Below are 19,478 nucleotides of genomic sequence, written 5' to 3' on the forward strand. Positions count from 1 at the left end.
CGCTTACCTGACTCCTCATTCCCGACTCCTGATCCCTCTACACCCTCGGCGACCGCTTCGACGCCGCCTTCCCCGAGTACGTCGGCGCGGCCGCTCCCGCCCCGCGGGCCTGCCGGGCGAGGATCCGATAAAACACCTCCGTCTCGCGCGCCCGGACGACCGCCCGCTCGTGCGCCTCTTGCAGGATGATCGGGTATCCTCCCCCCTTCTCACACTGGTCGAGCACCACAGACTGGACGAGGTCCAGCCCGCCCGGCAGGTCGGCCACCCACTCGGGCATCTCGACCCGCCCCACCTCGGTGCCACCGTGGACGTAGAAGGCCACGATGCGGTGGTCGCCATAGGCCTTCAGGACCTCACTCCGGGATAGGAAGACGGCCGACCGCTCGCCCGGCTCCAGATGCGCCTCGAACAGGTGGCGGTCGTGGACCCCGCGGATCGAGTTTGGGCCTGGCTCCCAGTCGGGCTCGCCGAGGTGCAGGCGAAGCAGGTTGACGACCTCGGCATTGCCGGGCCGGGAGACGTACGAGCAGACTGGAATCCCGGCCTCCTTGAAGCGATCCAATTCGGCGACGTAGCGCGAGAGGAGGGTCGCTTCGAGACGGCGGTTCTTCATCCCGCGCAGCATCCAGCGGATGAGCGTCCCGTCGGCCATCGCGACGATGTCGCGTCCGCTGCGTTGCTCCTCGGCGGCGGTCTCGAACAGCCACCGGAGTTCCAGCTCGTCTCGCAGGGCGGACACGACCTCCGAGGTGACGTCGAGCGGCGACGCATCCGAGTCGTCCTCGGCGAGTTCGGCGAGGTCCTGCTGGCGGTATCGGAGCGTGGGCTCGGCCTGGATGAGCGGCGGGTCCAGCGTCCCGTAGTGAAACGCGACCCGGCCGATGTTGAGGAGGTAGCACGCCGGGTCGACGTGGCGGTCCGGGAAGATCTGCGACCCGTCCGTGGCGACCACGGTGACGGTCGCAGGCCGAGGGCCGCAGCCGTGGCACCCGTCGGGCTGCGAGCGAGGAATGGCGCGGAGCGGTCCGCCGGTCTCTCCCTCCGCACGTTCGGCGAGGGCCTCCCAGGTAGGGGCGCAGTCGGCCAGCGCTCCGAGGGCTCGCTCCCGTCGGCCCGCCTGTGCACGGTCTTCCTCGACGCGGTACGTCGCGAAGTCGGCGATCTGGGCAGCGAGGCGGGCGAAGTCGAGCATACCGCAAACTAACGGGGCGCCGCGCCCGACCTCCCGTCCTCAGTCCATGTGGACGGTCACCATGGAGCACGACAGCGACTGCCCCAGCCCCCGCTTGATGACCGGAAACATCAGACACGTCGCGACCGCCATCGCCAGCTCGACGTGGACGTCGTGGCCGAAGAGCGCCTCCATCCGCGCCACGTGGTCCGCCACGTCCGGGGCCTGGGAGGCGACAGCCTGGCCAAACGCGAAGGCGGCCTGGGCGTCGTCGTGGAGCTGAGCGGGGTCGTCGAGCGCGAGTTGCAAGGTGCTCGCTGCGAGTCCCTCCTTCCGCGCCATGCTGACGACCACCTGAACGCAGGTCCCACAGTCCTGGGCGAGCGTCGCGCCGAGGCGGGCGAGGTGCCACGCGTCGAGCGACGCCTTGTCGCGGTATGTGGTCGCCGGCATGGCCAGCATCCAGCGGGCGAACGCCGCGCCGGACGTGTCGGCCAGGGTGTGGAGGTAGGGCATCTCGCAGCCGGTCTGGCGTTCGGCTTTGGCGATGATGCGGTCGGAGAGGGCACCCATGTCGGCCGTCGGGGGTTGGGGACGCTCAGAATACCCTCTCCCCTTGGCTGGCCTCTACGTCCACGTCCCGTTCTGCACGCAGCGCTGCGTCTACTGCGACTTCTACTTCACCACGACCCGCCGCGACGAGGGCAGCTACGTCCGCGCGCTGCGCGCCGAGGCGGAGCGAATGGGCCAGGAATACCGTGCCACGGCCCCTTTGCGCACCCTGTACCTGGGCGGGGGGACTCCTTCTCTCCTCTCGCCCGACGCCCTGGCGGACGTGATCCAGGCCGCCCACGACCACTTCGACACAGCGGCACTGGAGGAGGTGACGGTCGAGGCCAACCCGGAGGACCTCTCCGGACCCGACGGCGCCGCGTGGCTCCGTGCCGCCCGCGACCTCGGCGTGACGCGCCTCTCGCTCGGCGTCCAGTCGTTCTTCGACGACGACCTCGCGTTCATGAACCGGGCCCACGACGCCGCCCAGGCCGAGGCGGGTGCCGAGGCCGCCGTCGCCACCATCGGGGACGTGTCGATCGACCTCATCTTCGGCATCCCCGACCAGCCGTTCGAGCACTGGGGGGCCAACCTCCAGAAGGCGATCCGCCTGGGCGCCACCCACATCTCGACGTACAGCCTGACGGTCGAGGAGAGAACGCCGCTCCACAAGCTGGTCGCGCTCGGCCGTGTGGTGCCCGAGGGCGACGAGCTGCTGCGTGAGCGCTACGAGTTCACGCACCGCTACCTCGCCGAGGCGGGCTTCGAACACTACGAGGTGTCGTCCTTCGCGCGACCGGGGCACCGGAGCCGCCACAACGAGGGCTACTGGACGCACGAGACGATGATCGGGCTCGGGCCGAGCGCGCACTCGTTCTGGCGGGAGACGCGCAGCCGCGGCTGGCGCTGGGCCGACGTGGCCCACCTCGGGCGCTGGCAGGGGCTGCTGCTCGCGGGCGAGACGCCCGTCGACTGGCGCGAGCAGATCGGCCCGGACGAGTTGGCGGACGAGGCGATCCTGCTCGGCCTTCGGCGCCTCGTCGACGGCCTGGACGTGGACCGGCTGGCGATGGACTACGGCATCGACCTGCTGACCGACAAGCGCGCCGAACTGGCGGCGCTCGAAGGCGCCGGCCTGGTCGAGGTCTCCCCGCGGCGGGTTCGGCTGACGCTCGACGGTGCCGCCGTGGCCGACGCCGTCGCGCTGAAGCTCGTAGGGTAGCTTTCCGCATCCCCCCGCTTCGACCATGCGCGCCGCTTTCGTCCTCGCCCTCGCCGTCCTCGCTGTCGGCTGCAAAGAGTCCGCTCCCGCCCCGGCCTCGTCTCCGTCGGCGGAGGCGTCCATTCCGTTCCGCATCGACGGCTCGCTCAGCTTCGTCCGCGGCGCCGACACGCTGCGGACCATCGACATCGAGATCGCGGACGACGACTCGTCGCGCGCTCGCGGCCTGATGCAGCGCAGCGTCATCCCCGGCGACACCGGGATGCTGTTCGTCTTCCCGCGCGCCGAGCCGCAGGCCTTCTACATGGCCAACACGCCCCGCCCGCTCGACATCCAGTTCTACGCCGCCGACTCGACGCTGCTGAACACGGTCGAGAACACCGTCCCGTACTCGCTGGACAACGTCCTGTCCGAGGGCGCCGCCCAGTTCGTGGTGGAGGTCCCCGCGGGTGTCACCCGGCGCATCGGGCTCGTCCCGGGGGACCGCATCACCTGGACGACCGACTAGGCCGAGCCGAAGTCGCTCACCGGCCCCTTCTTGAAGACCGACGCCGCGACGGCTCCCGCGAGGGCGCCGACGACGGCCAGCACCACCAGGGTCGCCGCCACCCCGATCGGCCCCTGCATCATCTCGGTCATCGTCATGGCCGACTCGATGGCCTCGGGCTCCAGGCCCTGGGCGATGAGTTGGTCGCGCGACCGCTCGGCCATCTCGGCGTCGGTCGGGTACACGTCGAGCATCTGCAGCACCCGACTGATCACGTAGTTCACGAGCCCGCCGCCGAGGATCGTGATGGCGCCGAGCCCAGCGCCCGTCCCCGCGGGCACCGTGATCGCGTTCGTCGAGGTGTAATGCCAGACCGTCAGCGCAGGGCCGAGGAGAGCCGCGAGGCAGCAGAGCGCGGACACGAGGTACTGGGCCGCCTGACCTCCGTTGACCGCGATGAAGCCGATGATGAGGCTGAACACCGCGTAAACGGCGACGCCGAGGAGGATGGAGGAACTCTTGCTGGGCATCAGGATGGGGTGGGGTGTGAGACCGGGACCGCTCGGGTGGGGGCGAGCAGGTTGGCGCCCAGAATGGCGCCGGCGACGAGGCCGAACAGGGCGCCCGTGAGAAGTCGCGAGGCAGGGGTGTTGGCCCAGATCCCGAGGGCGCCGACGGCCCAGTCGGCAGCCGTCGGGAGCGCCGCGAGCACGAGCCACTGGATCTGCGCGCCTCGGGCGATGCCTCGGGCCGCCGACACACCGAGGCCGGGCAGGGCCGCCAGACCCACGAGCAGTCCGACGAGGATGCCCGAGCACCGGTGACAGAGGGCGATGGGGCCGCCGTGGAGGTGGAGCGACCGCTCCGGCATCTGGTGGCAGACGGCCGCGAAGGCATGGTGAAGCATCGCGCCCGCGTCTCCGCCGAGGGCGGGCGGGATCACGGCGAGTACCGCGAGTGCGCCGACCGCGCTGAGCGCGACGGCCCAGCCAACGGTGAGCGTGCCAGGGCGAATCATGGCGGAAACCTACGGCCCGCGGTTCCCCCGAGGTGCGCCCCCGCCTTGACCTCGTCTTAATCATCCGGCAGGGACCCGGGGAGGACAGGCGCTGTTAGACCGCTAGCACTCTCGCGGGGAGAGTGCCAAACGCACCTGTTCCGCGGCCCCGCCGCCTCCCCTTTCCTTCAACCTACTGCACCCATGGCAGCATCCATCAAGCCGCTCGGCGACCGCGTCGTCGTCAAGCCCCAGGCCGCCGAGACCCAGACCGCCAGCGGCCTCTACATCCCCGATACCGCCAAGGAGAAGCCGCAGCGCGGCACCGTGCTCGCCGTCGGCCCCGGCAAGGTCGAGAACGGGACCAAGGTCGACATGACCGTCTCCGAGGAGGACACGGTGCTCTACGGCAAGTACGCCGGCACCGAGATCCAGCTCGATGGTGAGGATGTCCTCATCATGCGCGAGTCCGACATCCTCGGGATCGTCAACAGCTAATCGGCACGGGGTACGAGGTATCGGGTACGCCCGGCCTCGTCTCTCCCCGTCCCCAGTCACCACGAACCCAGTACCTACTCTAAAAACATGTCCAAGCAAATCACGTTCGACGCGGACGCCCGCAACCAGCTCAAGGAGGGCGTCGACGCGCTCGCCAACGCCGTCAAGGTGACCCTCGGCCCGAAGGGCCGCAACGTCATCATCGAGAAGAAGTTCGGCGCCCCGACCGTCACCAAGGACGGCGTCACTGTCGCCAAGGAGATCGAGCTCGAGGACCGGATCGCCAACGTCGGCGCGCAGATGGTCAAGGAGGTCGCCTCCAAGACGTCCGACGTCGCCGGTGACGGCACCACGACGGCCACCGTGCTCGCCCAGGCGATCATGACGCAGGGCCTGCGCTCGGTCAACTCGGGCGCCAACCCGATGGACCTCAAGCGCGGCATCGACAAGGCCGTCATCCAGGTCGTCGCGGAGCTGAAGACCCTCTCGCGCGAGGTCGGCGGCAAGGAGGAGATCGCCTCCGTCGGCTCCATCTCGGCCAACAACGACTCCGAGATCGGCGACCTCATCGCCGAGGCGATGGAGAAGGTCGGCAAGGACGGCGTCATCACGGTGGACGAGGCCAAGGGCACCGACACGTCGCTCGACACGGTCGAGGGCATGCAGTTCGACCGCGGCTACCTCTCCCCCTACTTCGTGACCGACCCGGACGCGATGGAGGTGGTGCTGGAGGACGCGATCGTCCTGATCCACGACAAGAAGATCTCGGCGATGAAGGACCTCATGCCGGTCCTGGAGAAGGTCGCCCAGTCGGGCAAGCCGCTCCTGATCGTCGCGGAGGACATCGACGGCGAGGCGCTCGCCACGCTGGTCGTCAACAAGCTCCGCGGCACGCTTCGCGTCGCGGCCGTCAAGGCGCCCGGCTTCGGTGACCGCCGCAAGGCCATGCTGGGCGACATCGCCACGCTCACGGGCGGCACGCTCCTCTCCGAGGAGATGGGCTACAAGCTCGAGAACGCGACGCTGGACTCGCTCGGCCAGGTCAACCGCGTCGTCATCACGAAGGACAACACGACCCTCGTGGACGGTGCCGGTTCGGAGGACGACATCAAGGCCCGCATCGGCCAGATCCGCAGCCAGATCGAGAACACGACCTCGGACTACGACCGTGAGAAGCTCCAGGAGCGCCTCGCCAAGCTGTCCGGCGGCGTCGCCGTTCTCAAGATCGGCGCGGCCACGGAGCCTGAGATGAAGGAGAAGAAGGCCCGCGTCGAGGACGCGCTCCACGCCACCCGCGCGGCGGTCGAGGAGGGCATCGTCCCCGGTGGCGGCGTCGCGCTCGTTCGCGCCCTGTCCGCACTCGATAACTTCGAGGTCGAGAACGAGGACCAGCAGATCGGTGTCCGGATCGTGCGCCGCGCGCTCGAGGAGCCGCTCCGCCAGATCGTGAACAACGCTGGCCTCGAGGGCTCGGTGGTCGTCCAGAAGGTGAAGGATGGGGAGGCCGACTACGGCTTCAACGCCCGCACCGAGGAGTACGGCAACCTGCTCGCGATGGGCGTCGTGGACCCGACCAAGGTGACGCGCACGGCCCTGGAGAACGCGGCCTCGGTCGCCGGCCTCCTGCTCACGACCCAGTCGGTCATCGTCGACAAGCCGGAGGACGCCCCGGCGATGCCGGCCGGTGGCGACATGGGCGGCATGGGCGGTGGCATGGGCTTCTAAGCTCACATCGGCTCCTCCCGCCTCGGTCGCTCCGGCGCCGAGGCGGACACCGCCAGGGGCGGCTCTCTTCGGAGGGCCGCCTTTTTTTGCTTCCGCCCAGCATCAGGGACTGCGTGCCCGGCGCGATCAGCGGGGGCCCTGGCCATCTCGGGCACCGCCTGGGCGGTATGGCGCCCGAGCAGCGACGGCCGGACACTGCAGGACAGGCGGCTCTCCGCAAAAGCCGGCCCATCCGCGCGGGGGCAGACAGGCGACAGGGAGAGGAAGGAGAGGTAGGACACCGGCGAGTTCCACCGAAAGAGACCCGCGGCGGTCGCGCGTGTCGTTCCTTGTGGCATGCGATACCTCCCTCTGCTCCTCCTGATTGCGGCCACCGGTTGCGCGCCCACCTTCGCCCCCGGCGACGAGATCCGCGGCGCGCTCGCCGAGGGCGACCAGACGACTGCGGACGGCTACGTGGTCGACGACCACCGCCTCCGTCTGCCCGCGGGCCCTGCCGTCCTGCTGACCGTCACCGCCGAGGCCTACGACCCCTTCATCGTCCTCGCCTCGGGCGACAAGCGACTGGGCCAGTCGACGGGCGAGGCCGGCCAGCGCCCCGCCTGCGTGACCGTGGACCCCGTCGAGGGTGAGGCGCTGGACCTGTTCGTGTCGAGCGGCATCGAGGACGGACTCGCGTACGGGCCCTACGTCGTCTCGATGGAGCCTGCGACCGCCGAGCGAATCGACGCCCTGCTGTGCCTGCCGACGTCCCGCGACGCGCCACCGGGCGGGTGACCGCGGTCGTGTGAACTCTGGTCGGAGGGTCCAACCGTGGCTCCCGCCGCGGCGTTTGCGGGCCATGCGCGTCTGGCTACTCCTGCTGACTCTCGCGGGCTGCACGTCTCCCGTGTCCCCTGCGCCTGAACCGGGCCCGGAGCCCACCCAGGAGACGGCCGAGGCGCCCGACCTCGCGGATCTTCCACGACGGATCCACACGGAGACCAACGCGGCGCGACGCCGGAGCGGCCCCGATCCGCTCCAGTGGTCGGACGCACTCGCCACGGTCGCCCGCTCTCACAGCGCCGACATGGCGAGACGAGGCTACTTCGCTCACGACACGCCCGAAGGGCGCACACCTCAGGACCGCGCACGGGCGGCCGGCATCGACTGCCGCATCGAGGTTGACGCCCGGACCGAGCGCGTCGGTGTGTCGGAGAACCTGTACCAGACCACCCGGTACGCCCGCATCCAGACCCGCGGCGCGGGCCCGACGGCCGTCCGGACGGTCGACTGGTTCAGCGACGAGGACCTGGCGGCGCGGACGGTCCAGGGGTGGCTGGACAGCCCAGGCCACCGTCGAAACCTGCTCGATCCCCTCTCGACCCAACACGGCATCGGGGTCGCCCCCGACGCCGACGACCGCGTCTACGTCACCCAGGTTCTGTGCTGACCTTCTCCCCCCGAACCGTGTCGCGCGTCGCCTGGGGCGTGCTCGGCTACACCGTGCTGGTGGTGCTCTGGGGCGCCTTCGTCCGCGCGTCCGGCTCCGGCGCAGGCTGTGGCGACCACTGGCCGCTGTGCAACGGCGAGGTGGTGCCGACGGCCCCGACGCTCAACACGATCATCGAGTTCGGGCACCGGATCACGAGCGCGCTGGCGGGTTTCGCGGTCATCGGCCTCGTCGTGGTGGCCTTCCGAGGCACGGCGAATGGCTCGCCCGTGCGGAAGGCGGCCGTCGCCAGCCTCGTGTTCATGGTGCTGGAGGGCGCCATCGGCGCGGCGCTGGTTCTGTTTGAGTACGTCGCCTACAACCCGTCCATCGGGCGAGCGATCTGGATGGCGGCGCATCTCACAAACACGTTCCTGCTGATGGGTGCGCTCACCCTCACCGCGTGGTGGTCCGAGGGCTTCGCCCCGCCCCGCCTCGGCCTGCGCGCCGAGGTGGGCTGGGTCGGCGCGACGCTCCTCGCGACCCTGGTGCTCGGCGCGGGGGGCGCGGTGACGGCGCTCGGCGACACCCTCGTGCTCGGCGGAGGCCTTGACCCGGCCACCGACCCCATCGTGGCCGCTCTGCTGGGAGCCCGAGTCTTCCACCCGACGATGGCCTTCCTCACGCTCGGCGTGCTGAGCGTCGCCGTGGCGGCCACGCGGACGGACGGCCGGACGAAGACGCTCGGTATGAGCCTCGTCGGCGCGTTCCTCGTCCAGATGGCGCTCGGCGCGCTGAACGTGGCGCTGCTGGCGCCGATCTGGTTGCAGATCGTCCACCTCTTGATGACGGACCTGATCTGGATCGGGATGGTGGTGTGGGCCTCTGAAGTGCTGTCGACGCCCGCTCGCGAGCCCGTCGCTTCCGTCTCGGCCTGATGTGTCTCATCGCCTTCGCCCTCGACGCGCATCCCCGCCACGCGCTGGTGCTGGCGGCGAACCGCGACGAGGCGTTCGCTCGGCCGGCCGCTCCGCTCGCGGCGTGGGACGACGTGCCGGGTGTGGTGGCCGGACGGGACCTGGCCGCGGGGGGCACGTGGCTGGGCGTCCGCGACGACGGCCGCTGGGCGGCGCTCACCAACGTCCGCGACCCGCGCCACCCGCGCCCGGCGACGCGCTCCCGCGGCCACCTCGTCACCGACTTTCTCCGGGCGGACGACTCACCCCAGGGGTTCGCCGAGGCGGTCTATGCCTCGCGGGAGCAGTACGACGGCTTCAACCTCGTCGTCGGCCAGGGCGCGACGGCGCGCGTGGTCTCGACCCACGCCGACCGCATCTGGCGCCTCGAACAGGGGGTGTACGGGCTCTCCAACGACATCCTCGACACGCCGTGGCCAAAGGTCAGTCGCGCACGATCCGGGCTCCGGAAGGCGATCCTGTCGGACCCGGTGCGGTTCGACGACCTGTTCGCCCTGCTCGACAATCGGGACGTGGCCCCGGACGAGCGACTGCCCGACACGGGCGTCGGGATCGAGTTGGAGCGCGTCCTCTCACCTGTCCGCATCGTCACGGAGGGGTATGGGACCCGCGTCTCCACCGCCCTGGTGATCAACCAGAGCGGCCTGATCCGCGTCGCCGAGCGGACGTGGAATCCGGACGGCACGGCCGGGGCGATGGTCGAGGCCGAACTCAGCCCGCCAGCAACTCGCGCTTGAAGCGCTCCGCCAGCGCGTCGGCCGCCTCGGGCGTCCCTGCCTCGGTGTAGACGCGGAGGATGGGCTCGGTGTTGGACTTGCGGACGTGCGCCCAGCCCTCGTCGAGGTCCACCTTGACGCCGTCGACCGTCGAGACGCGGCCCTCGTAGCGAGCGGCGAGCGTGGCGAGCAACGCGTCCGCGTCGAGGTCCTCGGTGAGGGTGACCTTGTGCTTGGCGATGGCGTAGGCCGGGTACGAGTCGCGGATCTCGCTCAGCGAGCGGCCCGTCTCGGCGAGGTGCTGGAGCACGATGGCGACGCCCACCAGCGCGTCGCGGCCGTAGTGGAGCGCGGGGAGGATGACGCCTCCGTTGCCCTCGCCGCCGATGACGGCGTCGGCCTTCTGCATGGCGCGTACGACGTGGATTTCGCCCACGGCCGAGCGCACGACCGTCTGCCCGTGCTTCGCCGCGACGTCCTCGATGGCCCGACTGGACGACAGGTTGGTCCCGACCGCCCCGGGCGTCTTGCCTAGGACGAAGTCGGCCGCGATGACCTGCGTCAGTTCCTCCCCGAAGAAGCGCCCGCCGTCCTCGACGAACGCGAGCCGGTCGGCGTCCGGGTCCACGACGATGCCGAGGTCGGCGCCCGACTCCGCCACGCGTGACGTGATGCCCGTGATGTGGGCCGGCAGTGGCTCCGGGTTATGGGCGAAGAGGCCGGTCACGTCCGCGTTGAGGACCTCGACGTCGTCCACCCCGAGCGCCCGCAGCATGGCTGGGATGGCGAACGCGCCGACCGAGTTGATGCCGTCCACGACCACCTCGAAGTCGGCCGCGGCGATGACGGCGGGGTCGATGAACGGCAGGTCGAGGATTTTCTCGATGTGGTAGGGCAGCAGGTCGTCGGAGGCGTAGGTCCCGAGATCCTCGTAGCCGACCGTCTGGCCGGACACGCCCTCGTCGGCGAGCGCCAGCACCTCGGCGCCCTCGTCCGGGCCAAGGAACTCGCCGTTGCGGTCGAGCAGCTTGAGCGCGTTCCACTCGGCCGGGTTGTGGGACGCCGAGAGGATGACCGCCCCGTCGGCGGTGTGCTTCAGGACGCCCATCGCCACGCTGGGGGTCGTCGCCATGCCGCCATCGATCACGTCGCAGCCCGCGCTCTGGAGGGTCGCCGTGACGAGTCGCGCGCACACGTCGCCCGTGACGCGCCCGTCGCGCCCGACGACGACGACCGGCCGCGCCTCGGTCTGCTGACGGAGCCACGCGCCGAAGGCGGATGCGTAGCGGACGAGCGCGGCTGGGTCGAGGCCGTCGCCGAAGACGCCGCGGATGCCGGAGACGGATGCGATGAGAGGCATGGGGTACGGGGTGTGGGGGATGCCAAGATGCTTGCTGCCTCGTCGGCGTTCCACCGGGGGCAGGCGGAGCCTGCAGGAACTTTGACGACGGCGCGTTCCCAGTTCCCAGTTCCCAGTTCCCAGTTCCCAGTTCCCAGTTCCCAGTTCCCAGTTCCCCCGTCCTCGTTCCCGGATCCCTCTCCCGGTCCTGCCCATATTTTGACGGAACGGTACGCCGCTCGCGCGTTGATTGACCGCCCCCCTCCCACGCTCGCATGAGGCCCCCCTCCTCGTCCGCCGTGGCCGTCGCCGTCGAGGCTCCGACCGCGTCCACCCTGCTCTCGGACTACAAGGAACTCCTGAAGCCCGGGATCACCGCGTTCGTCGTGGTCATGGCAGCGGCGGGCTACCTGCTGGGCGCGACCGGGCCGGTCGACTGGCGGGTGCTTCTGGGGCTGATGGTGGGCACCGGGCTGACGGGTGGCGGTGCGGCGGCGCTCAATCACGTCATCGAACGCAAGCACGACGCCCGCATGGCGCGGACCGCGTCGCGCCCCCTCCCCGGTGGGCGCATGGGACCCGTCCACGCGACACTCTATGCCACTGCCTGTGTCGTGGCGGGGGCTGTGGTGCTCGCAGTGACCACCAACATCCTCACGACCGGCCTCTCACTGCTGACGGTCGCGCTGTATGTAGGCGTCTACACCCCCCTCAAGCGGCGGACGATCCACAACACGCTCGTGGGCGCCGTCCCCGGTGCGCTCCCGGCTCTCGGCGGGGCCGCAGCGGCGACGGGCTCGCTGGACCCCGTCGGCTGGGCGCTGTTCGCGATCCTGTACCTCTGGCAGCTCCCGCACTTCTACGCGCTGGCGTGGATGTTCCGGGACGACTACCAGCGCGGCGGCTTCCGGATGCTCCCGACGGCGGACGAGGGCGAGCGGACGCTGGCGTCGCTGGTGCTCGTCGCCTCGCTGATGCTGCTGGTCGCGGGCGTGATCCCGGCGGCCATCGGCCAGGCGGGGATGCTGTTCCTGATCGGCATGGCGGGCCTCGGGACGGCGTTCACGATCCCGGCGTTCTCGTTCTTCAGCGAGCCGACCGACGAGCGGGCGCGGCGCCTGCTGTACGCCTCGATCCTCTACGTCCCGGCGTTCTTCGTCCTCGTCGTCGCCGACTTCCTCCTCCGCTAGTGGTCGACCACGCGGCGGCCCTGACCACCCGCGGCGTCGCACACGACTTCGGGGAGGTCCGCGCGCTGGATGGCATCACGCTGACGGTCGGACCGACAGAGCGGGTGGCGCTGCTGGGGCGCAACGGGAGCGGAAAGACGACGCTGCTGCGGATCGCGTCGACGCAGATCCGGCCTGACGAGGGGCGCGTCACGGTCTGCGGCATCGACCTCGCCTCGTCGCCCGCGAGCGTCCGCGAGCGGATCGGGGTCGTCTTTCAGAGCCCCGCGCTCGACACGGCACTGACGGCTCGGGAGGCGCTGCGCCTCCAGGCCGCGCTGGTCCGCCTCCCCCGCTCGGAGCGGTCCCCCCGCATCGCCGACGCGCTCGCCGACGCGGGGCTCACCGACCGCGCCGACGACCGCCTCGGCACGTTCTCGGGCGGCATGGCCCGACGGCTCGACCTCGCGCGTGGCCTGCTGCACCGGCCCGCGCTGGCACTGCTCGACGAGCCGACGACCGGCCTCGACCCCATCGCCCGCGACGCGTTCTGGGCCGTCCTCGACCGCCGCCGGACCGACGGCGCGCAGATCGTCGCGACGCACCTGATGGACGAGGCCGCGCGGTGCGACCGCGTCGTGATTCTTGACGCGGGCCGGGTGGTCGCCGACGATACCCCCACCGCCCTCACCGCGGCGCTCGGCGCCGATGCGCTCTGGCTCGACACCGACGACGCCGACGTGCTCGCCGCCACGCTCACGGCAGAGGGGGTCCCGGCGCAGGCCATCGACGGCCGCGTGCTCGTCCGCACGCCCGACGCCCGGGAGCGAGTGGCTGCGCTCTACGCGCGTCCCGACGTGCGCGGCGTGTCCATCCAGCCGCCGACGCTGGACGACGTGTTCGCAGCCCGCGTGAGCGCACGACCCGAGGCCCGATGACCGACGCCATCCTGGCGCTCTGGCAGCGCGAACTGCGGGTGTTCCTCCGCGACCGCGCGCGCGTCATCGGCGTGCTCGCGCAGCCGATCCTGTTCTGGGTCGTGTTCGGGTTCGGGTTCGCCGACAGCGTGTCGGTCCCCGGCTCCGAGGCCGGCTACCTCCAGTACCTGCTGCCCGGCATGGTGGCGCTGACGGTGCTGTTCACGGCGATCTACTCGACCCTGTCGGTCGTGGAGGATCGCCAGTCGGGTGTGTTGCAGGCTGTGCTCGTCTCGCCCCAGCCGCGCGCGGCGCTCGTACTGGGGGTCGTGCTGGGTGGGACGACGCTCGCCGTCGGGCAGGCCACGCTGATCGGCGCCCTCGGGCCGACGGTCGGCCTGTGGCCGGGGCTGATCGGCACCGGCGTCGCGTTGCTGGCGGGGGTCCTTTTGGCCGTCACGTTCTGCGCGTTCGGGTTCGTGATGGCGTGGCGGCTGAAGAGCGGGCGCGCGTACCACGCGGTGATGAACGTGGTCCTGATTCCGGTCTGGCTCCTCTCCGGGGCCTTCTTTCCCGAGACGGGCGCGTCCGGCGCGGTGGCGCTGGCGATGCGCCTCAACCCGGCGACGTACGGGGTCGGCCTGCTGCGATACGGGATGGGCGGGCTGCCGGAGCAGATCCCCGGCACGCCCCTCGGCCTCGGCATGTGTCTGGGCGTGAGCGTCGCCGTGGCCGGGCTCGCGCTGCTCGCGGCCATTCGGACGGCGCAGCGGCCGGGTTGAGCCGGTGAGCCCCGAACTGGTCGACTGGGTGCAGGCGTACGGTGCCATCGGCCTGTGCGCAGCGGCGTTCGTCGGGGCGACGCTGGTGCCGGTGTCGTCCGAGGCCGCGTTCCTGGCGGCGGTCGCGGCCGGGCTGGCCCCGTCGACGGCGCTGCTCTGGGCGAGCGTCGGCAACACAGTCGGGTGCCTCGTCAACTATGGGATCGGGTGGACGGCGCGGGAGCGCGTCGGCGACCGGCTGCTGGGGTCGCGATCGGGCCGGGCCGCGCTCCGGTGGACGGAGCGGTACGGGCTTCCCGCGCTGCTGCTCTCCTGGCTGCCCGTCATCGGCGACCCGCTGACGCTCGCCGCCGGGGTCGGGCGGATCCGGCTGCTCTGGTTCGTGCCGCTGGTGGCAGGCCTCCGCGTGGCGCGCTACGCCGCGTTGCTCTGGCTGGTGTAGCGCTACTGGCAGAACGGCTCGCGCGGCGCCATCCCGGCCTGCGCCGTGTTCACCCACGAGGCCGGCCGGTCGTCGGCGTAGGCGATGAGGCGCACCCAGAGCTCCGTGACGGGCTCGCGGACCACCTCGGCGCGGGTGCCGCCGTAGCTGCCCGGCACGAAGCCGGTGTAGACGAGCCCGTTGCGCTCGAAGTAGACCGACTCCTCGGGTCCATACGCCAGGAGGGTGACCTCGTCGCCCGGGCCGAGGCGGAACGTCTCGTAGTCGCCCACGCCGTCCAGCCGCGTGCCCTCTGCCTCCACAGACTGGCGGAGCCGGATGAGGCCCGGCTCCAGGACGGCGGTCAGCGACTCGGAGTAGTCGTTGGCGTCGATGCGCCGCTCGGCATCCACCGTGCGGAGTTCGTAGCTCACCGGCGTCGGAGCGCTGTACGCCTTGACGGCGGAGCGGGTCGACCACTGCATGTAGCAGCCTTCCGCGCCGGCACCGCCCGGCAAGAAGGTGACGGGCAGCGGCGTCTGGGCGACGGCGAGCGCCGGGACGAAGGCGAGGAGCAGCAGCGAGAAGCGCATGGCGGTCGGGCGAGTCGCCGCAAGGTAGGGGGATTCACGCATCCGCCGGTCCGTCTTCACGGCACGGTCCCGGCCCGGAGGCACATCCGGCCCATCGGCGCCGTTTCTTGAAGCATGGAGACACTTCGCCCCGACCTCCGCTCCCTCGACACGGACGCCCTCGAGACCCTCGCGGTCGAGATGGGTGAGCCGCGCTTCCGTGGGCGGCAACTCTTCAAGTGGATCCACGAGAAGGGCGCGACCTCGTTCGAGGCCATGACGGACCTCCCGGCGGGCTTCCGGGAGCGCCTCGCCGAGTCGACCCAGCTTGGCACGCTTACGGAGGTGCGCCGCCAGCAGGCGACCGACCGGACCATCAAGAGCCTCTTCCGCCTCCCCTCCGGCCGACACATCGAGGCGGTGCTGATCCCGGACTTCGACGACGAGGACAAGGCGAAGCGGCTGACGGTGTGCGTGTCGTCGCAGGTCGGCTGCGCGATGGGGTGCTCGTTCTGCGCGACGGGGCTGATGGGCTTCCTAGAGAACCTGACGGCCGGACAGATCGCGGAGCAGGTCCACGTCATGGACCGGATGGCGCAGGAGACGTTCGGGCGCGGGGTGACGAACGTGGTCTACATGGGCATGGGCGAGCCGATGCAGAACTACGCCGCGGTCACGGCCAGCCTCGACCTGCTGTGCGACGGCCTGGGCCTCTCGCCCAAACGGATCACGGTGTCGACGGTCGGCCTCGCACGCCGCATCCGCCAGTTCGCGGACGATCAGGCGGCGGGCACCGTGCGGCCAGCCGGGCTCGCGATCAGCCTCCACGCGCCGACGGACCCGCAGCGGAGCGCGATCATGCCGGTCAACCGGTCGGAGAAGACGGACCTGAAGGCGCTCGGACAGGCCGTCCGCCACTACTACGCGACGACGGGAAAGCCGGTCACCTACGAGTACTGCCTGTTCTCGGGCGTCAACGACACCGTCGAGGACGCTCGCAACCTCGCCCGGATCGCGAGCTGGGCGCCGTGCAAGGTCAACCTGATCATGTACAACCCGGTGGAGGGCACCGACTTCCGCTCGTCCGACGAGCCGACGCTGGACGCGTTCATCGGGGAGTTGGTGCGTCGGCGGGTGCGAGTGACGGTCCGCCGGAGCCGCGGGCAGGACATCGACGCGGCCTGCGGTCAACTGGCAGTGGCGGAAGGAGCATAGCGGTCGAATGGACCGGGGACGCTCTGCGACGGTGCGGAAACGCGCTCCCCTGGAGCACACGCCGCCCCGATGGCTGAGGACGGCACTCGGTGTCCCTCGGCGCTACGTTGAGGCCCCCAACCCCGAGCCGATGGACACGCCGCGCCCCTTTCCCGTCTCCCCGCCGGACTCGGCGTGGCTGCGGATGGAGAACCCCAGCAACCCGATGACCATCACGGGGGTCGTCGGCTTCGGGTCGGCGCTGTCGCTGAATGCGCTGCGACGGTTCGTGGGTGAGCGGCTGGTGCGGTTCGACCGGTTCCGGATGCGGATCGAGGGCGTCGGCACGTCGCGGCCGCGGTGGATCCCGGACGACCGGTTCGACCTCGACCACCACGTCTACGAAGTCGACCTGCCGGCACCGGGCGGCAAGGTGGGGCTGGAGGCGCTGGTGAGCGACCTGATGAGCACGCCGCTCTCGTTCGCGCACTCGCCGTGGACGTTCCACCTCGTCCACGACGTGGACCACGGCGACGGGACGAGCGGGAGCGCCATCGTGGTCCGCGTCCACCACGTCATCGGAGACGGGATCGCGCTGATGCACGTCCTGATCCACGCGGTCGACGAGTACTTCGACGCCGAGCGCCTGGACGGCAAATCCGAGGCGGATGCCGCGCCCTCCGACTCGCCGCTGGCGAAGGCGCCGCGGCCGTCGAAGAGCCTGCTCCGGCGCGCAGGTGGCGGGGTCGCTAGCCTCGGCCACCTGCTGACGATGCGGGCCGACTCGCAGACGGTCTTCCGCCAGGGCGCCTCGCCTCAGAAGCAGGCCGCCTGGACCGATCCGATTTCGCTAGAGACCGTCCGACAGGTGGGCGTGGCGATGGGCGGCAAGATCAACGACGTGCTGATGTCGTCGGCCGCAGGCGCGATCCGACGCTACCTGATCGACCAGGGCGAGCCGGTCGACGGCGTGACGGTCCGCATGGCGACGCCGTTCAACGTGCGCCCCCTGGAGCGGGCCCACGAACTGGGCAACTCGTTCGGGCTCGTGTTCGTCGCGCTGCCGGTCGGCGAGGCGACCGCCGAGGACCGCCTCCGAGTGACGAAGGAGCGGATGGACGCGGTCAAGCAGACCGAGGAGCCCGCGGTGGTCTACGCGATCTTGCAGACCATCGGGCGGACGCCGATGTGGGCGCACCGATTCGTGGTCAACCTGTTCGAAAAGAAGGCCTCGGGCGTGCTGACCAACGTGCCGGGGCCGCGGGAGCTGCTCCACATCGAGGGCGCGCCCATCACGACGCTGATGTTCTGGGTCCCGCAGGCGGGCGAGATCGGGCTCGGCATCAGCATCCTGAGCCAGAACGGGAGCATCCGCGTGGGCATCGCGGCGGACGTGACGCTGGTGAAGGACCCGGCGGTGCTGGCGCGGGCGTTCGAGGCCGAGTTCAGCGCGCTGGCGGCGGCGTTCGCTCCGGAGGCGGCGTGACGTCGCCTGCCTCGGGAGGGCTGTCGAGTGTCTGCAGTGCGTCCCCGAGGTGGGGACACGTGGCTCAAGGCGGTGCGGGCTCGGTGTACAGCGACAGACGATTCAGCAGACGACACTGCGGGAACGTGTAGCCACCTAGCCGCCCCGAATAGAGGTCACGCAGGGGTGCCGCTCAGGGTACGCCGACGGCTGGTGACCCCGAACGTGCTGGCGCTGGGGGTGGAACGGAACTCTGGCTACCTCGGCCCTGAAGCACTGCGTTCAGGCCAGCAAGACGAAGACCGCGACCCCATAGCATAGGGCCGCCAACACCCCATAGAGCACGACGCTCGACCAGAAGCCGAACGGATCACGTTCACGATAGGCGACCGTGGTGGTGCCGCCACCATAGTCGGACGCGCTCGAGTCGACTTTGACGCGACCCGTCTGGAGCGCCGCGACAGCGACCGCCGTCATCAGCCCTCCCATCGAAGCAATGGACACAGCAAGGCCTGCGTAGCCGGGGAGGAAGAATGCAAAGACCGTAAACCCGAGAACAACGCCGAGGAGCGCAGCGGCACATGCGGGTTTCATCCAAGCCGGGTAGACAGAGGTCGCGTCGAACATCCTGAGGAACCGGTGGCGGGGATTCGACAAAACGAAGAGCGAGGTGCGATCTGCGATCAGTTGTAGGCCGTCTGACAGATCGCGGCTCAGCCGCAACGGGCAGCGACTGCGAACGGTGGAGAAGGCGACGTAGACGCCGAAGCCCAAAGGACTCGCCGGGTCAGGCTACGTCATACGTCGTCTCCTCCCCCATCTCGCCGTCCGTCTTGAACACCCGGAGCACGCTCGGCGCGTGGGCCCGCGCCGTCTGCCGGGCGTCCACGAGGGCCGCCTTCTTGGTCGGGTGGACCGCCGAGGCCCGCTCCGCGCCGACGCGCTGGACGGCCCAGCCGCGCTCGTGCGTCCGCACCTCGTAGACCGAGACCTCCGCCTCGGGCGCGTCATCGGCCGGGCTGTCGGCGTCCGCGAGCAGGGTTGTGACACGGGCCTGCAGGGCGTCCACCTGCCGACGCAGCGCGAGCACTTCGTCGCGCCCGGGCACGCCGAGGCGGCCGAGGATGCCCTCGACCACGCCTTCCACACCGTCCGACACGGTCTCGACTGCGCCCCCGGCCACGCCCTTGGCGGTGCCCACGAGCGAGGAGGCCGCGGCGCCGACCTGGTCGACGGCGCTCTTCGCCGCCCCGCTGCCCTTGTCGACCACCGTCGAACCGAGCGCCACGAGCGAATCGAAGGAGTCGCTGCCGGTCTTGCGCGCCTGCACGAGCGCGCCGATGCCCGCCGCCCACACCTCGTCCACGGGGCGCGGCAGCGAGCCCTTCCGCAGCGACTTGGGGACGGACGCCTTCTTGGTGGACTTCTTGGACTTCGCCATGGGATCGGAGGTGGAGTGCCGCTCCTACCCCCTACGCCCCCCCGAACGTTCCGCCGCGTCGCGGAAACGGACCCCTCCAGTGCCGAGTACGACCCGTCCTCTCTCCCCGCACCGATGGCCCGCTCGACCTCCACCACCCGCTCCCTCCTCGAAGTCATCCTGGGCTTCCTGGGCGCGCTGCTGATCGTCCCCCTCCTCTTTAAGACGGCCTCGTCGCTCGTCCGCGGCATCTTCCGACTGGGCACGACCAAGCGCATCATCGGCGACGTGGTGATCGCGGGGCTGACGGCGCTCCTCACGCGCGAGGACGTGCTGGACAAGCTCTTCGGTCGGAAGGGCCAGACGGGAGACGGCCTGTTGAAGCCGCCGGTCGAGTAGGCAGACGGCCAGCAGGCACGTCCGCCTGGTTGCCCTCCTCG

At 70.6% G+C, this 19,478-nt stretch carries 23 protein-coding genes; 15 read left to right on the forward strand and 8 right to left on the reverse strand.

Features of this window, described 5'->3' with window-relative positions; translation table 11 throughout:
- Nucleotides 1-37 precede the first annotated feature (37 nt).
- Together B1759_RS00445 and B1759_RS00450 are read right to left on the reverse strand one after the other, a co-directional pair.
- Nucleotides 38-1,195, reverse strand: coding sequence for a DNA double-strand break repair nuclease NurA (locus B1759_RS00445; protein ID WP_095513062.1), 1,158 nt, complete (start codon nt 1,193-1,195; stop codon nt 38-40).
- A 39-nt stretch (nt 1,196-1,234) separates the two neighbouring features.
- Nucleotides 1,235-1,747 carry a hypothetical protein gene (locus B1759_RS00450; RefSeq protein ID WP_143537215.1) on the reverse strand — a complete coding sequence of 171 codons (513 nt, stop codon included), beginning with the start codon at nt 1,745-1,747 and terminating at the stop codon, nt 1,235-1,237.
- Between the two features lie 43 nt (nt 1,748-1,790).
- Between B1759_RS00450 and hemW the strand changes: the two genes are divergently transcribed.
- Both hemW and B1759_RS00460 read left to right on the forward strand, forming a co-directional pair.
- The gene (hemW, locus tag B1759_RS00455) at nt 1,791-2,948 is read left to right on the forward strand and encodes a radical SAM family heme chaperone HemW (RefSeq protein WP_158225039.1); all 1,158 of its coding nucleotides are present in this window, start codon (nt 1,791-1,793) and stop codon (nt 2,946-2,948) included.
- A 25-nt stretch (nt 2,949-2,973) separates the two neighbouring features.
- Nucleotides 2,974-3,456 (forward strand): DUF192 domain-containing protein, encoded by a 483-nt coding sequence (locus B1759_RS00460; RefSeq protein ID WP_095513065.1) that lies wholly within the window; start codon nt 2,974-2,976, stop codon nt 3,454-3,456.
- On the opposite strand, the gene B1759_RS00465 is transcribed toward B1759_RS00460, so the two are convergent.
- Entirely contained in the window at nt 3,453-3,965 is a 513-nt protein-coding gene (locus B1759_RS00465) for a hypothetical protein (RefSeq protein ID WP_095513066.1), read from the reverse strand. The genes B1759_RS00460 and B1759_RS00465 overlap by 4 nt on opposite strands.
- Nucleotides 3,965-4,453, reverse strand: a complete 489-nt coding sequence (locus tag B1759_RS00470) for a DUF2085 domain-containing protein (protein WP_095513067.1) — start codon at nt 4,451-4,453, stop codon at nt 3,965-3,967. Before B1759_RS00470 ends, B1759_RS00465 begins: the two co-directional genes overlap by 1 nt.
- A 183-nt stretch (nt 4,454-4,636) precedes the next feature.
- Between B1759_RS00470 and groES the strand changes: the two genes are divergently transcribed.
- The 6 genes from groES (at nt 4,637) to B1759_RS00500 (ending at nt 9,780) form a co-directional block, all read left to right on the forward strand.
- Nucleotides 4,637-4,930, forward strand: a complete 294-nt coding sequence (groES, locus tag B1759_RS00475) for a co-chaperone GroES (protein ID WP_095513068.1) — start codon at nt 4,637-4,639, stop codon at nt 4,928-4,930.
- Between the two features lie 87 nt (nt 4,931-5,017).
- Nucleotides 5,018-6,655 (forward strand): chaperonin GroEL, encoded by a 1,638-nt coding sequence (gene groL, locus B1759_RS00480; RefSeq protein WP_095513069.1) that lies wholly within the window; start codon nt 5,018-5,020, stop codon nt 6,653-6,655.
- Nucleotides 6,656-6,991: 336 nt separating this feature from the next.
- Nucleotides 6,992-7,432, forward strand: coding sequence for a hypothetical protein (locus B1759_RS00485; protein WP_095513070.1), 441 nt, complete (start codon nt 6,992-6,994; stop codon nt 7,430-7,432).
- A gap of 64 nt (nt 7,433-7,496) precedes the next feature.
- Complete coding sequence (locus B1759_RS00490; protein ID WP_095513071.1) at nt 7,497-8,087, forward strand: CAP domain-containing protein; 591 nt, start codon at nt 7,497-7,499, stop codon at nt 8,085-8,087.
- On the forward strand, nt 8,081-9,004 hold the full coding sequence (locus B1759_RS00495; RefSeq protein ID WP_198948704.1) for a COX15/CtaA family protein: 924 nt from the start codon (nt 8,081-8,083) through the stop codon (nt 9,002-9,004). Before B1759_RS00490 ends, B1759_RS00495 begins: the two co-directional genes overlap by 7 nt.
- Nucleotides 9,004-9,780 carry an NRDE family protein gene (locus B1759_RS00500; protein ID WP_095513072.1) on the forward strand — a complete coding sequence of 259 codons (777 nt, stop codon included), beginning with the start codon at nt 9,004-9,006 and terminating at the stop codon, nt 9,778-9,780. The genes B1759_RS00495 and B1759_RS00500 overlap by 1 nt, the downstream gene beginning before the upstream one ends.
- Here B1759_RS00500 and glmM read toward each other — a convergent pair.
- Complete coding sequence (glmM, locus tag B1759_RS00505) at nt 9,755-11,119, reverse strand: phosphoglucosamine mutase (RefSeq protein WP_095513073.1); 1,365 nt, start codon at nt 11,117-11,119, stop codon at nt 9,755-9,757. The genes B1759_RS00500 and glmM overlap by 26 nt on opposite strands.
- A 254-nt stretch (nt 11,120-11,373) precedes the next feature.
- On the opposite strand from glmM, the gene cyoE reads away from it, so the two are divergent.
- Genes cyoE through B1759_RS00525 form a run of 4 tightly spaced genes read left to right on the forward strand, consistent with a single transcriptional unit; the run spans nt 11,374 to nt 14,408 of the window.
- Nucleotides 11,374-12,288: a heme o synthase gene (gene cyoE / locus B1759_RS00510; RefSeq protein ID WP_095513074.1), complete on the forward strand. Its 915-nt coding sequence runs from the start codon at nt 11,374-11,376 to the stop codon at nt 12,286-12,288.
- Nucleotides 12,288-13,205: an ABC transporter ATP-binding protein gene (locus tag B1759_RS00515; protein WP_095513075.1), complete on the forward strand. Its 918-nt coding sequence runs from the start codon at nt 12,288-12,290 to the stop codon at nt 13,203-13,205. Before cyoE ends, B1759_RS00515 begins: the two co-directional genes overlap by 1 nt.
- A complete protein-coding gene (locus tag B1759_RS00520) occupies nt 13,202-13,966 on the forward strand; it encodes an ABC transporter permease (protein WP_095513076.1) in 765 nt (254 codons plus the stop codon). The genes B1759_RS00515 and B1759_RS00520 overlap by 4 nt, the downstream gene beginning before the upstream one ends.
- 4 nt (nt 13,967-13,970) lie before the next feature.
- On the forward strand, nt 13,971-14,408 hold the full coding sequence (locus B1759_RS00525) for a YqaA family protein (protein WP_095513077.1): 438 nt from the start codon (nt 13,971-13,973) through the stop codon (nt 14,406-14,408).
- 2 nt (nt 14,409-14,410) lie between these two features.
- Here B1759_RS00525 and B1759_RS00530 read toward each other — a convergent pair whose 3' ends face one another.
- Nucleotides 14,411-14,980 (reverse strand): hypothetical protein, encoded by a 570-nt coding sequence (locus B1759_RS00530; protein WP_095513078.1) that lies wholly within the window; start codon nt 14,978-14,980, stop codon nt 14,411-14,413.
- Between the two features lie 114 nt (nt 14,981-15,094).
- Here B1759_RS00530 and rlmN point away from each other — a divergent pair, with 114 nt between their 5' ends.
- Both rlmN and B1759_RS00540 read left to right on the forward strand, forming a co-directional pair.
- The gene (gene rlmN, locus B1759_RS00535) at nt 15,095-16,174 is read left to right on the forward strand and encodes a 23S rRNA (adenine(2503)-C(2))-methyltransferase RlmN (RefSeq protein WP_095513079.1); all 1,080 of its coding nucleotides are present in this window, start codon (nt 15,095-15,097) and stop codon (nt 16,172-16,174) included.
- A gap of 130 nt (nt 16,175-16,304) precedes the next feature.
- On the forward strand, nt 16,305-17,639 hold the full coding sequence (locus B1759_RS00540) for a wax ester/triacylglycerol synthase family O-acyltransferase (protein WP_158225040.1): 1,335 nt from the start codon (nt 16,305-16,307) through the stop codon (nt 17,637-17,639).
- 261 nt (nt 17,640-17,900) lie between these two features.
- Here B1759_RS00540 and B1759_RS00545 read toward each other — a convergent pair whose 3' ends face one another.
- Complete coding sequence (locus B1759_RS00545; protein ID WP_095513081.1) at nt 17,901-18,392, reverse strand: hypothetical protein; 492 nt, start codon at nt 18,390-18,392, stop codon at nt 17,901-17,903.
- 13 nt (nt 18,393-18,405) lie between these two features.
- Nucleotides 18,406-19,059: a phasin family protein gene (locus tag B1759_RS00550; RefSeq protein ID WP_095513082.1), complete on the reverse strand. Its 654-nt coding sequence runs from the start codon at nt 19,057-19,059 to the stop codon at nt 18,406-18,408.
- A 114-nt stretch (nt 19,060-19,173) separates the two neighbouring features.
- On the opposite strand from B1759_RS00550, the gene B1759_RS00555 reads away from it, so the two are divergent.
- Nucleotides 19,174-19,437 carry a hypothetical protein gene (locus B1759_RS00555; RefSeq protein ID WP_095513083.1) on the forward strand — a complete coding sequence of 88 codons (264 nt, stop codon included), beginning with the start codon at nt 19,174-19,176 and terminating at the stop codon, nt 19,435-19,437.
- The last annotated feature ends 41 nt before the right edge of the window (nt 19,438-19,478 follow it).

The sequence above is a fragment of the Rubrivirga sp. SAORIC476 genome (genome assembly GCF_002283555.1).
Classification (GTDB): Bacteria; Bacteroidota; Rhodothermia; order Rhodothermales; family Rubricoccaceae; genus Rubrivirga.